General features: G+C 44.9%; 14 protein-coding genes. 4 read left to right on the top strand and 10 right to left on the bottom strand.

What is annotated here, in order from left to right; genetic code table 11:
• Positions 1–300: 300 nt before the first annotated feature.
• Positions 301–861 carry a toxin-antitoxin system YwqK family antitoxin gene (locus ACXABW_RS21615; RefSeq protein ID WP_457527169.1) on the top strand — a complete coding sequence of 187 codons (561 nt, stop codon included), beginning with the start codon at positions 301–303 and terminating at the stop codon, positions 859–861.
• 87 nt (positions 862–948) lie between these two features.
• On the opposite strand, the gene ACXABW_RS21610 is transcribed toward ACXABW_RS21615, so the two are convergent.
• Positions 949–2073: a DUF481 domain-containing protein gene (locus tag ACXABW_RS21610; RefSeq protein ID WP_457525500.1), complete on the bottom strand. Its 1125-nt coding sequence runs from the start codon at positions 2071–2073 to the stop codon at positions 949–951.
• A 377-nt stretch (positions 2074–2450) separates the two neighbouring features.
• Here ACXABW_RS21610 and ACXABW_RS21605 point away from each other — a divergent pair, with 377 nt between their 5' ends.
• On the top strand, positions 2451–3011 hold the full coding sequence (locus ACXABW_RS21605) for a hypothetical protein (protein WP_457525499.1): 561 nt from the start codon (positions 2451–2453) through the stop codon (positions 3009–3011).
• A gap of 3 nt (positions 3012–3014) precedes the next feature.
• Here ACXABW_RS21605 and ACXABW_RS21600 read toward each other — a convergent pair whose 3' ends face one another.
• Positions 3015–3485, bottom strand: coding sequence for an N-acetyltransferase family protein (locus tag ACXABW_RS21600; protein WP_457525498.1), 471 nt, complete (start codon positions 3483–3485; stop codon positions 3015–3017).
• 5 nt (positions 3486–3490) lie between these two features.
• Positions 3491–4063, bottom strand: a complete 573-nt coding sequence (locus ACXABW_RS21595) for a nucleotidyltransferase family protein (protein ID WP_457525497.1) — start codon at positions 4061–4063, stop codon at positions 3491–3493.
• Positions 4064–4165: 102 nt separating this feature from the next.
• Between ACXABW_RS21595 and ACXABW_RS21590 the strand changes: the two genes are divergently transcribed.
• Both ACXABW_RS21590 and ACXABW_RS21585 read left to right on the top strand, forming a co-directional pair.
• Positions 4166–6430 carry a multiheme c-type cytochrome gene (locus ACXABW_RS21590; RefSeq protein WP_457525496.1) on the top strand — a complete coding sequence of 755 codons (2265 nt, stop codon included), beginning with the start codon at positions 4166–4168 and terminating at the stop codon, positions 6428–6430.
• A gap of 71 nt (positions 6431–6501) precedes the next feature.
• The gene (locus ACXABW_RS21585; protein WP_457525495.1) at positions 6502–7071 is read left to right on the top strand and encodes a TetR/AcrR family transcriptional regulator; all 570 of its coding nucleotides are present in this window, start codon (positions 6502–6504) and stop codon (positions 7069–7071) included.
• A gap of 57 nt (positions 7072–7128) precedes the next feature.
• Here the strand turns inward: ACXABW_RS21585 and ACXABW_RS21580 are convergent, their stop codons facing one another.
• The 7 genes from ACXABW_RS21580 to ACXABW_RS21550 form a co-directional block, all read right to left on the bottom strand.
• Positions 7129–8631: an arylsulfatase gene (locus ACXABW_RS21580; RefSeq protein ID WP_457525494.1), complete on the bottom strand. Its 1503-nt coding sequence runs from the start codon at positions 8629–8631 to the stop codon at positions 7129–7131.
• A gap of 9 nt (positions 8632–8640) precedes the next feature.
• Positions 8641–9030, bottom strand: coding sequence for a DUF4345 domain-containing protein (locus tag ACXABW_RS21575; protein WP_457525493.1), 390 nt, complete (start codon positions 9028–9030; stop codon positions 8641–8643).
• Between the two features lie 78 nt (positions 9031–9108).
• On the bottom strand, positions 9109–10338 hold the full coding sequence (locus ACXABW_RS21570) for an anaerobic sulfatase maturase (RefSeq protein WP_457525492.1): 1230 nt from the start codon (positions 10336–10338) through the stop codon (positions 9109–9111).
• A gap of 86 nt (positions 10339–10424) precedes the next feature.
• Complete coding sequence (locus ACXABW_RS21565; protein ID WP_457525491.1) at positions 10425–12170, bottom strand: arylsulfatase; 1746 nt, start codon at positions 12168–12170, stop codon at positions 10425–10427.
• A 39-nt stretch (positions 12171–12209) separates the two neighbouring features.
• Positions 12210–12629 carry a tetratricopeptide repeat protein gene (locus tag ACXABW_RS21560; protein ID WP_457525490.1) on the bottom strand — a complete coding sequence of 140 codons (420 nt, stop codon included), beginning with the start codon at positions 12627–12629 and terminating at the stop codon, positions 12210–12212.
• Between the two features lie 151 nt (positions 12630–12780).
• Entirely contained in the window at positions 12781–13962 is a 1182-nt protein-coding gene (locus tag ACXABW_RS21555) for an iron-containing alcohol dehydrogenase (RefSeq protein ID WP_457525489.1), read from the bottom strand.
• A gap of 171 nt (positions 13963–14133) precedes the next feature.
• Positions 14134–14577 (bottom strand): hypothetical protein, encoded by a 444-nt coding sequence (locus tag ACXABW_RS21550; protein WP_103197247.1) that lies wholly within the window; start codon positions 14575–14577, stop codon positions 14134–14136.
• Positions 14578–14592: the final 15 nt, after the last annotated feature.

The following is a 14592-nucleotide window of genomic DNA, read 5'->3' as shown; positions in this document are numbered from 1 at the left end:
CTTGTTAACTATTTGTTTCCATTAGATAACAATTTTCATCATTTAAAGAATTTAGGAATGAATCTCTCATCTCGAATAAATAGGTACATAATTTCATTGAGTTAGAGCGTTACAAAGCCGAACTATGAGCGTTTCTAGCACGAAAAGTTCCTTCTATTTCTGCAAGCTTTGACTACCGAATTGACTAAAGACAGCCTCCGCTCACGGTGCGATGCTGATTAGCACAGTCCCATTGTGAGTCGTCCAATAACAGAGGTGTCATTCGTTCCACTGCTGATCGCACTCAGTGCTGTATCTGGAATGACCTATGCGTCGCCACAGGAAGAAGCGGTCGATTACCTACAACTACGTAAAGGCGTCGCCTACCAAGTTAACCACCAGCAACCCTATACGGGGCAATTTGAACGCAAGTATGACAACGGTCAGATTGCAACAAAAGCCCAGTTTTCAGACGGGCTAGAACTTGGCGTTGAAACCAATTGGTACCCTAACGGCCAAATCGCATCTAAGGTCAACTACGCCAAAGGCAAGCTTAATGGTAAATCAGAAGCTTGGTATCCAAATGGGGAGAAAAAAGCCTCCCTCAGCTACGAAAACGACAAGTTAGACGGCCCAGTAGAACGTTGGTATCCGAACGGCGAGAAACTACTTTCTGGCAACTATGATAATGGCTTAGAAGATGGCGTTTTCACCCGCTACTACAACAACGGTGAAAAGGCGTCTCAAGCTACTTTTGACGACGGAAAGATGAGCGATGGGAAACTCACCCACTGGAATCGCCAAGGCGAAAAGGTAGAGCAACTAACATTTAAGGGGAATGAAGTCGTCTCGCAACAAGTATGGGCACCAAAGCAAGGTTAAGCACCCTACTCATAACAACATCAAATCATAAAAAACGCTCAGCGATAGCTGAGCGTTTTTCTTTATCAAGGAGCGTTTAGCATCGCGCTAAATCTCGTAGGTCACACCAAAGTTAAGTTTGTAATCGTCCTTTTCTGGCGCAATACCCGCTTCATCAGCTTTCGGCTCAGAAACATGATCCCATACAAATTTCACGCTGAAATCGAGGTCTTCAATAACTTCCAGGTCAAGGCCAAGATTGTTGATATGCCTAACACCACCAGCCGCATTACTCGCCCAGCTCATATCATAAGTATGAGTGAAATCGAGATCAGAGGTGATTTCATATTCTAAATTCGAAGAGAACAGCACAGTCGGGCTGCTTTCACTTTGTGAGTCTTCTTCTTGAACCGTATCGAATCGCGTGTACTGGTAACCCGGACCGAGTGATACATCCCACTCTAAATCAAATTGTGTCACTACAAAATAACCGATCTGCATAGATGCATTGACTTGGTAATCAATGTTCTGGAATTCATCACTGGATACTGTCAGCTTAATTGGCCTAAAAAAGAGCTGATTCTTTAGATAAATATCGTACGAACCATCCGCCATATGGCTGTTTGCGGTTTTCTCGCCAGATGACTCAGTAAGGTTACCACTGTATTTCAACAAGGTTCGCGAATACACAGTGGTGCGCTCGGCATTGAACTCTGCAGCCACTGAAAGTTCATCCGTATTACCTTTACTGAAATTTGCCCCTAGGAAAATATCGCTACTCCAGCGCTCCAGTTCATTGGTCGTGAGGTTATGTATTGTGACCACTTGACCCGTTGGCACAATCTTAGTCTGCTCGCCGTCAATAATCGTCAACTTGTCATCTTCGATTCTTAGGTAACCCTCGTAAGTTTCACCATTGGCTAAGCGAATTCGAAACTTACTTGCGGTTTGTAAGATTGCAATATCTTCCAAATCGATTTCTTGGTCACCGAGGTCATCACTATCAAACTCGATAGTTTGATCGTACGAGTTATGATCTTCCTTAACCGATCCGGTAAAACTGCCAATCAAGACTTCTCCCGATTTAAGTTGTAACCATCCTTCATCATGATCAATGTTCACCGTTTTAGAGATTGGCTCTAACTCTAACTTTTCTTGGTCAACAACATCTGCGCTAAACGCTGGTACTGAGATCACACTCAACACCAATGGAGACAATGTTCTAATCTTCATTTTGAGGAAAAACCCACCCTAAGGTTACAAATAAACCGTTCACTTTGTGAGCGCGAAGTGTACTCATGCTAGCGAATCGCTTTTCGAATTTTGTGCAAAAAGTAAGTCAGGATAGTATCAATTTGTAAGAATAGCCCTACACAACCATGGTACCGATAATCCACACTTACAGTACGAAACCTTTCCTAACTTGTTGTTTAGTATATAACTAGAAAGATATCGGACAACTTCCTCTTACCTTACACTGACGATTAAATTTCAGCCATAAACGTAAGAGATTTTACCAATCATTTACAATCTATGACGAGTTACTGACTCGCTGCTATTAATAGGATTTACAGTAACGGCCTATCGAATTTTGCTCGAAAGGCCTTACTATGAACAAATTATTGCCAGTACTTTCATTGTCTTTTCTTGTAGCTCTATCTGCTGCATTTGCCAATGAGCCCGAAACCAATAGCAATATGGAAATTCGCTCTGAAGCGTTAAAAGATAGTGAAGCAGCATTGGAAGCCACCACTCAAATCAATCAACGAGTGAGCGAACTTCAGATCCAACTTAGCCACATCAAAAAACAGGCGTTTGAACAAAACCCTCAACTAGTGCAAGAAACCGATGAAGCCAACAAAAAGCTAGATATTGTGGCAAAAGAAATAGGTTATGACCCTCAAGGCTTCGAACAAGAGCTATCCAACGCTCGCAATGAGTTAGCGGATGAGAACATCACTGAAGAGAAACGTCAGGAAATATACCGCGATTTGCAACAAGAGCAGATCGAACAAACCGAAAAGCGCGCCGAGTTCTTACAAACACCAGAAGTACTGCAGACCCAACAAGACCTGCAGTTCAAAGTGTTTGAAGAAATGAAAAAAATCGAGCCAAAAACCGAAGAACTGATTCAAGAGCTGCAAATGCTACTCAATTCTATGGACTCGTAAGGCTTAAACTAAGCAGCGCATGATATGTTGTGGCCCTACGGGGCCACCTAAATACAACTCTTTTGTATCAACAAAACCACTTTTCAGATAGCACGAATAAGCCGCAACATTACGACAGTTCACTGTGAGCATTAGCTGCTCCACACCTTGGTAATGACGTTTAACAAACTGCGGTAACTGCTGTAGTGCTTTTTTAGCAATACCTTGTCCTTGAAACCTCTGATCAACCAATAATGAACGGATACCCCACCCTGTGTTCGGACAAAACGAATAACTGCGGTGGTAAGCCGCATCCAGCAAAAAGAAGCCTACGACTTGCTCCTCGTGTAAAACAACGTGCGGCAGCTCATTGGGTTTGATTTCCTGTAGAGCCAGCGCAATATCACTTACAGTAAACGCCTGTTGCTCGGCCCGCACCTTTAACTGTTTAACTTGCTCTTCCCATTGGCTTGCGTACGCAGCTATTTCAACCATTACCGTTATCCTTGCTTGGATTGCTCATTTTGCGCCACCACTTTCAACTTCGGCCAGTGAGTCAGCCAACCTTTACTCGTCACGCGCTCAATGAAAAGGCTCTCAGACCTTTTAGGGTTGTGAGTCAGCTCTAATGCCCACAGGCTCTCCCAGCCAAAGGCAGCCAGACATTCATATTCACCGTCATCTCTCTTGCGTATGGCCACTGCCGTTTCTTTCTCAACCCAATGACTCATGGCATCTAGGCTTGATGAATAGGGTTTGTCGTTATTTCTCACGTGCATCCATGCCTGATTTCGCACCTGCCAGTTCAACTCTGGCATCATCTGAGTCAACCTATGCTCATACTCTCGGAGCAACTGCTGATCCGTTTCTTGGCCGTCAAAGTAGATGACATCAACATCATTTAGCGCGGTAGACTTTTCATAACCATGTAAGTGATCCCACACTAAATTACGCACAAAACCAGCTGCAATATAGCATTGAGGGAGCAGGAGAGAATAGACACACTCGAGCGCTTTCACCCTCATGTCATCACGTTCGACAAGTTGAACAACCATAATCGGATTCGACGCCATACAGATCCAAATTTAAGATAAAAAAACCATATAAAACAATATGGTGTCTATAATCATAGTCATACGAAGCAGAGACTTCGAATCAAATGAATAAGGACATTCATGAACACGTCACTGGCTAAGACTTTATCCATTATAACGCTGTATATAATTGCAGCTATCTTTTCCTCTGCCCATGCAAGCCAATTTGTTGGAAGTAATGCCTGTGCCGACTGTCACCAAGATGCCTTCCAAGCCTGGCAAGGTTCTCACCATCAACAGGCAATGCAGCACGCTACTGCCAAAACAGTATTGGGTGACTTCAACGATGCTAAGTTCGAGTTTGAAGGTAGCGTCAACCGCTTCTTCACACTCAATGATCAGTTCTTGGTCAACATACAAGGGCCCGATGGCCAATGGCATGACTATCAAATCAAATACACTTTTGGCGTCACCCCACTTCAGCAATATATGGTTGAGTTCGAGGATGGTAGAGTCCAACTGATTCCTTTTGCGTGGGACTCAAGGCCAGAAAACCAAGGTGGACAGCGATGGTTCCACCTCTACCCGAACATGACCCCCAAAGATGAATTTTATTGGACTAACACAGGTCAGAATTGGAATTTCATGTGTGCAGATTGCCACTCAACCAACCTTGAAAAAAACTATAGTGCTGACACAAACACTTATAAAACAACGTGGTCTGAAATCAGTGTCGGCTGCGAGGCATGCCATGGTGCTGGGCAAGCTCACCTTGACTGGGCCAACTCAAGTCAACAACCACAAGCGCACTTTGGCTTCGAACGTGATCTATCAAAAGCGGTAAAAGAATGGGTTATTAAAGAAGGCAGTTCAACCGCTCAACCTCTTGCTATTGAAGATACCGATCAATTGGCGGTGTGCGCGCAATGCCATAGCCGACGAGTTCAGCTTAGCGAAAGTAACGATCATGTCTCCGGCAATTTTCTAGACCGCTACTTGCTCAGTACTATTACCCCTGAACTGTATCATCATGATGGTCAGATATATGACGAGGACTACGTCTACGGCTCATTTCTGCAGTCAAAAATGGCAGAAAAAGGAGTCAGTTGTACCAATTGTCACGACCCGCACAATGCAAAATTGAAAATACCAGAGGAAACGGTCTGCGCTCAGTGCCACTCTCCACAAGAATACGGCTCAGATAAGCACACTTTCCACTTACCCAACAGCGAGGCATCAAAGTGCACGACGTGTCACATGCCGGAAACGACTTATATGCAAGTTGACCCCCGACGTGACCATAGTTGGCAAATCCCAAGGCCCGATCTTTCTATGAACATCGGTACACCGAACGTTTGTACGAGCTGTCACGAGGATAAAACCGATCAATGGGCCAATAGTGCTTTGGAGAAATGGTTTCCAAACTCAGAGCATCGAAACCCACGACACTTTTCGATCGCCTTTTATGCCTCGGCCATCAATCATAATAGTGCCGGAAATGCATTGTCATATGTTGCCCAGAACTCAGGGGAAAGTGCCATTATTCGAGCCTCAGCATTACAACGCATAGCCAATCATCCAGGACAAAATAGCCTAGTGGCATTAGCGCGAGCAACGAAACACCAGAACGAGCTCATTAGGTTAGGCGCGGTTCAAGGAGCAATCAACTATCCTTTCGATCAGAAATGGCAGCTATTGGCGCCTTTACTGGAGGATTCTGTTTATGCTGTTCGGACAGAAGCGGCAGGTGCTTTAGCCAAACATTGGCAATCCATGACAATAGCTCAGAAACAGCGTATTGAGCCGGCACTTGAAGAGTATTTAAGTATTCAGATTTATAACAGCGATAGAGGCTTTGGAAGAACCAATCTTGGCAACGTCTATCGCGCACAAGGAAAGCTTGATAAAGCCATTACGTCTTACACCTCTGCTATAGAAATTGAACCCTACTACCCTAACAGCTATATCAACTTAGCCGATTTATACAAGTCAGCGGGAAAAGAGGAATTGGCGTTAAACGTACTCAAGCAAGGACTCAATGCTCAACCTTCATCTGGAGTATTCATGTACTCCATCGGACTATCTTTGATACGGCAGAAGAACAAGAGTGAGGCCATCAGCTACTTTAAGCAAGCCACAGTCGCTGAGCCTGAGAACGCACAATACTGGCTGGTTTATGGGCTTTCACTAGAGCAATCGAGCCTGACGCAAGCTGATTCCGCACTTGCCAAAGCTTACAACCTAAGCCAAGACCCAAATCACCTATATGCACGCTGCGATCTACAAGTTAGGCACAAGTTGAAAACCGCACAAGCCTGTATTAATAAGCTTGCACCTTTCGCCCCCGACGATGTAATTTCTCAGCTGAAGGCTAAGTTACATTCACCTTCAAATATGGTTAAGTGAAATTACTTGTCGTCACTAGACCAAGCGGTTGGTATACTATCTAGACTATGTTATGTAGAGAGTAATAACCAATGAAAGATATGCGTCAAGCCATGTTGGATGCTGGCTTCAAGCTGATTAATGAACATGGGTTTGCCGGTGTTGGGCTTATGAAGATCATCAACGAGGCAGAAGGCACAAAAGGTTCTTTTTACCACTACTTCAAATCGAAAGAGCATTTTGGCGAAATCCTACTTGGGGATTACTTCGATAATCACTTATCGATATTAGATGGCTACTTAAGTGATGAGACAATGACTCGCCAACAAAGAGTGATTGAGTACTTTACGTTTTGGAGCAACTCCAAGCTAACGGACGACTTTCAAATTCAGTGCTTGGTCGTCAAACTGGCAGGTGAGATTTCAGGCACTTCCAACCAAATGCAGTACACAATGTCGGAGGGTGCCGAGAAAATCATCCAGCGAATGGCGGATCTGTTTATTGAAGGAAATGAAGATGACGACTTTAATATCGCCGATCCTAAAGCGCTGTCTCGCACACTTTATGGACTATGGCTTGGCTCTACCCTCATGGCGGCAATGCAAAGAAATCGCGCGATTCTAGATACGGCCATGCAAGAAACGATTTCCTCAATTAGCTAGACTAGCTCCATATAGCAAAAGGCCCGCGATGCGGGCCTTTTTCGTTGGTGCTTTAGGTTAGTTACCCACACCACCATTATTTGTAGCTGGCATTTCCGGAGTGAGAGGCGGCCACTCTTTAAAGGTCGCTAAGTGTTGCTGCACTGCTGCCTGCGCAGGACCAAATGCCCACATTTTTTGCCCCATCCACTTTAGGTACATCCCAGATTCTTCCGCTGCCCTTTCGTAAGGGTCTCGGCGAAGGTTAAAGAGCAAAGGGGCATTTAACTCTTCTTTTGGTCCACTCCATCCATGATTCTGAACCACAAAGTGAGCTTTCCAATCACCAACTCGAACCGCCTGAAGTTTGTCACGCTCATAATAGAAAATTTCATTTCGATTCGATTGGCTATCTTTCGTGAGCATATCTAATTGGTTGTAACCATCAAGGTGGGCTTTGAAGCCATCGTGGCCTTTCAGTAGTTTTTCTTTGAGGTCGGTAGGGCCACCCGCTGCAGCGACTAGCGTTGGTAACCAATCCATGCCATCAAATATGCCGTTGTTCACAGAGCCTGCTGGGATTTTGTCTGGCCAGCTGACTAAAGCAGGTGCTCTAACGCCCCCTTCCCAAGTGGTCCCTTTCTCACCATGGAAAGGTGTCATACCGCCATCAGGCCACGTCATGATCTCAGGGCCGTTATCCGCGGTGAAAATCACGATAGTATTGTCTGCTACCCCGAGCTCTTCTAGTTTTGCAAACATCTCCCCTACATGGTCATCGAGATCTTTCATGACCACTTCTTGCAGCCCCCAACCATTTTTTCCAAGCATGGCTTCATACTCTGGCGACAGATGCGTCCACACATGGCCTCTCGAAGGGCAATACCACGTAAAGAAAGGTTTATCGGCCTTGACCGCTCTTTCAATGAAGTCGATAGCATGCTTATTCACTTCGTCATCAAGAGTTCTCATCCGTTCGATCGTCAGTGGCCCATCATCTTTAATGGTTTGCTTCCCTTTGCCATCAGATTTTGCATGAATCACGTTACGAGGCGCAAACTTCTGAAACGCAGGATCGGTTGGCCAATCAGGGTCTTCGGTGTATTCCATGGCGTTTAGGTGATATAGCCAACCCCAATACTCATCAAAACCGTGCATCGTAGGTAGAAACTCGTCTCTGTCACCAAGATGGTTCTTACCAAACTGGCCAGTCACATAGCCCATCGTTTTCAATATCTCAGGTAACGTTGGAGTATCCGCATGCAGACCTACCGGCCCTCCAGGCAAGCCAACGGTGTGCATACCGGTTCGCACAGGAAACTGCCCGGTTAGAAAAGCAGAACGCCCAGCGGTACAAGACGGCTGAGCGTAATAATCCGTTAGCATCATTCCATTTTCTGCAATGCTATCTATATTTGGAGTTTGGCTGCTCATCACCCCATTGTGATAAGCACTGACGTTAGAAATACCAATATCATCAGTAAAGATGACAAAAATATTCGGCTGTTCTTGTGCGGCCACCCCTAGCGAAGACCAGCTTGCCAATATACTCAAGATAATGAGATGGAATATCCTTTTCATATGACGTCCCTATTCTGTTTCAATCTCTTCTTTTCGAATCATCTTGATGCCAATGATTCCAAAACCTAGTTCCAGTAATAAATATACGGATAACAACCAATGAGGCATTCCATCCACAACTAGACTCACCATTCGGCCAATAGCCAAGCCGAACATAAAAATGACCAAACTATAGAGGGCATGTAGCCTCATATTGCTGCGGAATGCTCCCATAACCCAAAATGTGGCTAAGGCGAGATATAGCCCCATCACCGCTCGGAAAATATGAGAGACATTCACTGGAGTTGCATCTATGTTGAACAAAATGCCCAAAGATGCGGCAGGTGAAAAACCATACGACAGAGCAATCGGGGTCAGGCCACATGCGGCAACGATCAAGAAAACACTCTGAATTTTCATGTAATTACTCCCACTCTCCCTGTCTCGTTCAAAGCTTAGTAGACAAGAAGAAATAAACAAGTTGCATATTACTATTTATCAAGAGTTTGTTTGCTCAATGCCATTGGCCTTAAGCAGTGCATGAATGGTCGGATCCACATGCTTAAAGAACTTAAGCCAGCCAGTGCATAAGTAGTTCAAACCGTCTTCACCATCACGAGACTTAATAATACGATTCTTAGGACACTCACCATGGCAGGCAAACTTAAACTCACATTGTACGCATTGTTTTGGCAGTGATTTTTGTTTACCAAACCCAAAAGCCTGTTGGCGTGAGGAAAAGGCCATACTTGCTAGATTCGTTTTAAGGATATTGCCGATTCGGAACTCTGGATACACATAATGATCACACGAGTACACATCACCATTAGGCTCCACAGCTAACCCTTTTCCACAGATATCACTCAAAGTACACATCGTACTTGGCTTACCCATCCACATACCGATGACGTTTTCAAAGTAAGGAATGAACACCTTGCCAAAGTCGTGCTCGAACCATTGGTCAAAAATAGTAGAGAGGAACACTCCCCACTGGTGAGAATCTACGCTCCATGATTCCACCGGCCCAGATACAGGAATGATCGCTTTGCTCGCATGCAACCATTTATTGTTCGTGGAGCTAGAGCGTTTATCTACTACAGGGATGAATTGAATCTGTTTCGAACCAACCTCATCACGTAAAAACTGATAAACCTCAAGCGGGTATCGCCCTGTCACGTCATTAACACATGTGAGTGTGGCAAACGAAACGTCATGAGATTTCAAAAGCTCAATGCCGTTCATGGTTTTCGCAAACGTCCCTTTACCCGCTCGTTTTTTTCGGTAGTGGTTATGCAAATGCTCAGGGCCATCGATGCTCACGCCAACAATAAAATCATGACGCTTAAAAAACTGACACCATTCGTCATTCAATAGCGTTCCATTTGTCTGCAGGTCGTTACTGATCTTGCTATGTTCCGGACAATATTTTTGCTGAAACTCGACGACTTTTTGGAAATATGATAATCCCAACATAGTGGGTTCACCACCATGCCAAGAGAAGACAATTTCAGGTGTGTTTTGGCCCTCAATGTATTGTTTGATATACGCTTCAAGCATCTCTTCGTCCATAATATATGGCTCCCCTTTTGGGTATGCTAGAAGCTGTTGTTTGTCGAGGTAGTAGCAGTAAGTACAATTTATATTGCACACCGCACCAATGGGTTTCGCGAGAGCCTGAAGCTTACTGTGTGCTTTGCCATTAAACTGAGGAACAGAGAGAGTTGTCATAGATAACGCCTTAACTTTTCAGTCACAAGAACGTCCTTTTATGATTGAGGGGAAGCGACCGATGCTTCCCCTATATGGGCTAACGCTTATTTCACATTCTCAAATGGATTCCAGCGTTCATCAACAGGGATAATGTTCTGCTCCCGCTCGTAACTTTGATAATCCGCCAGCATCTCTCTAAATAAGATAGGCTTCTTATCTCTTAAATCATGTTGCTCTGCAGGGTCTGTTTTGGTGTTATACATGTGCCATTCACTGTCACCGCCCATACCCGTTGAGATACGAATGATCTTGTAATCACCTTTAAGCAGAATGCCACTACCAAACAACTCGAATGGAATCGGGTTATCGTTGGTATGAACCGTTTCCGTTTTCCCTTCAAAATACGGCAGTAAACTTACCCCACTCATTGGTGCAACTTTTCTTCCTTTGTAGGTCGTGCCAGGGTGCTCAACCTCTGCAATTTCTAAGATGGTTGCCGCCACATCTTTCACCTGAGAAAGATCGTTGGTTTGTGTACCCGGTTTTAATGCACCATCACCTTCAAGTAGCTCTTTGGCTGGTTTCACGATGAACGGGACTCGGATGCCGCCTTCTGCTGTATACGCTTTGTACCACGACAGCCCACCTGTAGAGGCACTCGCCCACTCGGGACCAAGAGAAACACTTGAGTTTGCTTTACCAAGGTTTTCGACTGAATTATCAAAGTGATGTGCCGTCCATGTACGAATTAGATCACTGATGTTTTCTCCAGTAATGTCTGCCGCTTCTGGGCCATTGTCGGCAAGGTACATGATGTAAGTATTGTCGTATTCGCCAATGCTCTTTAGATAATCTACGATCTGACCAATTTGTTGGTCTTGAAGCTCCATCATACCCATTGCAACAGCCATCTTTTTACCGTACCACTGCTGCTCTTTCTCTGTTAATGAATCCCATGGGCGGCTTAGAGAGTTCCGATCGGACAGCGAAGCGTCTTTTGGAATTACTCCCATCTCTTTCATTCGATTAAATCGATCTTCTCGAACAGAATCCCAACCGTGTTCAGCGTAGTATTCGACTTTATCAGCGTATGCCGCTTCAGGTGCTTGCAGCGGTAGATGTATCGCGGTGAATGGAACGTACGCGAAGAACGGCTTACCATCTTTTCGATTGCTCTCAATCATCTTGATGATTTCATCGGTGTACACCTGATCTGAATATTGGCCTTTGTATTCGTCTGCGACTACTTCACCATTTCGATATGTCGGTTCCACCTCCACTCCAGGCACCTCACCTTTTTGAAGCGCTTGCGCTGTCGCAGCATTTTTTGCCGGGAACATCATGTCTCGGTTAAAGTGATTTGAGCCACCAGCTAGAATCCCATAGCTTTCTTCAAAACCACGATCATCGGGTAAAAAGCCGTCCTCGTGGCCTAAATGCCATTTACCCGCCATGTATGTGTGGTATCCGCTCTCTTTAAGTAATGTTGCAACCGTCACGCCTTTTTTCGTGAGGAAACCTTCATAACCTGGTTTACCAACAGCATCAGGATAAACCGCGTAATCAAACGTACCCAAGCCAACTTCATGGCTATTCGCACCTGTCAGCATCATTGAACGAGTCACCGAAGAAGTAGGTGACGCGTGAAAGTTAGTAAATTTAACGCCCTCTTCAGCAAGCTCCATCAAATTGGGTGTAGCGACCTCAGAACCATAAGGCTGCGTATCGGCAAATCCTACATCGTCGCCAACAATTACGACAATATTGGGTTGTTCATTTTCCGCTGCCACAACTGCACCGCTTGCTGCAGCCATCGCGGTAAAAACTAAAGACTTCTTGAATGTCTTCATAGGACGTTCTCCAATTACTGTGAAAAATGTGTATTAGAATCAGTGCGCGGCTTGGGACATCCAATGTAATAAGTCGAGCGCAGGGTCGTAATCTTGTTCCGCAGCTTTCCCCAACCAGACCACCGCTTGCGATTGATCGGCTTGGACGCCGCTGCCAGAAAAGTACATGAGGCCGAGCTGAGTTTGAGCTTCTGGGTTACCCGCCGTTGCCGCCGTTTTGAACCATTGAGCTGCCTTTTCTTCACTTTGCTCCACATGTGTACCATCTAAATAATGGTGAGCAATTTCCATCTGGGCGTGAGGGTCTCCGGCATAAGCTTTCTCTAACATCGCCACGACTTGCCTCTGAGATGAATTCGACAATTCAGAATACGCCTGATTGGCAGAGCTCAACGGACTCCAAAACAGCGCGCAAGCAGACAAAGACAACAATGCTAAAGTTGAACGTTTATAAGGCATGGTTCGCCTCCTCAGATACGAAAAACAAAACGTCCTTGTTATCAAAAACTAAATAAACAGCACTAATGGTGCAAAAACGATCAACGCCGATAGCAGTACATTTTCTATTTTCATCGTCAGCCTCCTAAATGGATGTATCGATAACGCATAGCTAAACAGCGCCTTCAATGATGTTGGCAATAGCTTGAGAGGTCATTGGATAAAACTGGAAACTGATGTCCTTTTCTATCGCTTGAGCTATCTCCTGCTTAATCGAATCATCGAAACTCCACTGGCTAAAACGTTGCATCGCTCCAATACGAACCTGGAACTCACGCAAAAAACCAAGAACTCGCTGATAAGCCATTTCATTGCTGCCAGAGGTTTCCAATGAGAAAGCGGCGGCTAATTTGGGTGCATTCGGTACATAGAATTCAGGTAAAGCTTCCACCACAATCGGCATTAAGACCGTATTGGCGTCCCCATGTGGAATATGGCTGATCGCCCCAAATGCATGAGCACAGTTATGAATTGGAATGCCGCCCAGCGAAGCATAGAACGCAGAAATAGCCATAGTGCTCGCCTGCAATAGGTTGGCTCTCGCAACTAAGTTGTCTGGTTGCTCTAGTGCCAAAGGTAAATTATTAACAATCAACTTAGCTGCATGAATGCCATAAGCATCCGTGAAACTATTACTCATTGGGGACACAATCGCTTCAACCGCATGGGTCAGCGCGTCCATCGCTGTAGAACGAGTTAAGTGAGCTGGAAGCTTGGTGGTTAGGGTTGGGTCAAGTACAGCAATGTCCGCTTCCAAGCCAGAAGCCACTAAGCTGGCCTTAATGTTTTCGTGTTCGTTGAAAAAGACTGCGATAGGCGATGCTTCAGCACCGGTACCCGCCGTAGTAGGAACAGCAATATGAGGGATATTGATGTCTTGATTATTTGGCCATACCTCCATGTGCCCACCACCTGCGATCATAGAGCGAATGTCATTAATGTTTTTGTGAAATGCGTACTTCACCCCTTTTGACGCATCAATAACACTGCCACCGCCAACCGAGAGGATCGCATCAGCTTGCACGCTATGAGCGTAAGAGATCGCAGCGTTAATGTTGTCACATGTTGCATCAGGCTCAATGTCGGTATAGGTCCCAACCAATTCTACTTGGTGCTGGCCTTCAAATAGAGCGGAGAACTTTTCAATGTAACCAAGTTGCTTCAATCCTTGATCTGAAAAAAGCACAACGCGTTTAGCGCCAAGCCGAGCGAATAACATTGGGATATTCGCAATGCCGTTTTCTTGCGCGTGTATCGTGGTTTTTAGCTGATAGTTAAAGTTTTGGTTTGTCATGAGTATTGCCTCTTGTCATTTGATGATTAAACAATATACCAATACAAACCGGTCGGTCTAGAGTGGTAATGTCAATTATGTGTCAAGAAAGATCTTTTTGATCTCACTGTTTTTGATTCGGATTAGAACGAAAAAAGCCCGCTGTATGCGGGCTTAACTTTAGCGAGAAGATTAACGAAGGTGAGCTGGGGTTTTCGTTTTATCTCTATTCAAGTAGTAATACAGGTAGACCAACGAATAAACCGTCACAAACGCATCGAGCGCGAATACACCACTCCAACCGTAAAACCATTGGTAATCATTGATACAAACGTTGTACAAGAAAATGCCAACAAACATGGATTTCTCGAACGCGCTGTAAATCATTGTCGAGGTTCTAAGCTGTTTGTATTTTGCCGAGAACATGAGCAGAACACCGATACAACCCACCATCACTCCCCAATGCTGATAGGTTCCTTGCAGATACTCTTTATTCATCATCATGACATCGTTATAGGAAAACAGAGTCCTCATGCTCCAGTCTGGTGCCAAAAACGTAGAGAATGCAGTGGCTGTCAGTAGACCCGTGATGATCAAATAGGACTTGATCGTTTTTTCAAAAAATCGCTCTAACATATTAATAACCTTAAA

This window comes from Vibrio paucivorans, from assembly GCF_054053395.1.
This window is presented reverse-complemented; position numbering and strand designations above follow the sequence as displayed.

Bases quoted from the DNA above. Each gene is read 5' to 3' on its own strand.
- ACXABW_RS21615 (WP_457527169.1), top strand. From the start codon at position 301: ATGACCTATGCGTCGCCACAGGAAGAAGCGGTCGATTACCTACAACTA.
- ACXABW_RS21610 (WP_457525500.1), bottom strand. From the start codon at position 2,073: ATGAAGATTAGAACATTGTCTCCATTGGTGTTGAGTGTGATCTCAGTA.
- ACXABW_RS21605 (WP_457525499.1), top strand. From the start codon at position 2,451: ATGAACAAATTATTGCCAGTACTTTCATTGTCTTTTCTTGTAGCTCTA.
- ACXABW_RS21600 (WP_457525498.1), bottom strand. From the start codon at position 3,485: ATGGTTGAAATAGCTGCGTACGCAAGCCAATGGGAAGAGCAAGTTAAA.
- ACXABW_RS21595 (WP_457525497.1), bottom strand. From the start codon at position 4,063: ATGGCGTCGAATCCGATTATGGTTGTTCAACTTGTCGAACGTGATGAC.
- ACXABW_RS21590 (WP_457525496.1), top strand. From the start codon at position 4,166: ATGAACACGTCACTGGCTAAGACTTTATCCATTATAACGCTGTATATA.
- ACXABW_RS21585 (WP_457525495.1), top strand. From the start codon at position 6,502: ATGAAAGATATGCGTCAAGCCATGTTGGATGCTGGCTTCAAGCTGATT.
- ACXABW_RS21580 (WP_457525494.1), bottom strand. From the start codon at position 8,631: ATGAAAAGGATATTCCATCTCATTATCTTGAGTATATTGGCAAGCTGG.
- ACXABW_RS21575 (WP_457525493.1), bottom strand. From the start codon at position 9,030: ATGAAAATTCAGAGTGTTTTCTTGATCGTTGCCGCATGTGGCCTGACC.
- ACXABW_RS21570 (WP_457525492.1), bottom strand. From the start codon at position 10,338: ATGACAACTCTCTCTGTTCCTCAGTTTAATGGCAAAGCACACAGTAAG.
- ACXABW_RS21565 (WP_457525491.1), bottom strand. From the start codon at position 12,170: ATGAAGACATTCAAGAAGTCTTTAGTTTTTACCGCGATGGCTGCAGCA.
- ACXABW_RS21560 (WP_457525490.1), bottom strand. From the start codon at position 12,629: ATGCCTTATAAACGTTCAACTTTAGCATTGTTGTCTTTGTCTGCTTGC.
- ACXABW_RS21555 (WP_457525489.1), bottom strand. From the start codon at position 13,962: ATGACAAACCAAAACTTTAACTATCAGCTAAAAACCACGATACACGCG.
- ACXABW_RS21550 (WP_103197247.1), bottom strand. From the start codon at position 14,577: ATGTTAGAGCGATTTTTTGAAAAAACGATCAAGTCCTATTTGATCATC.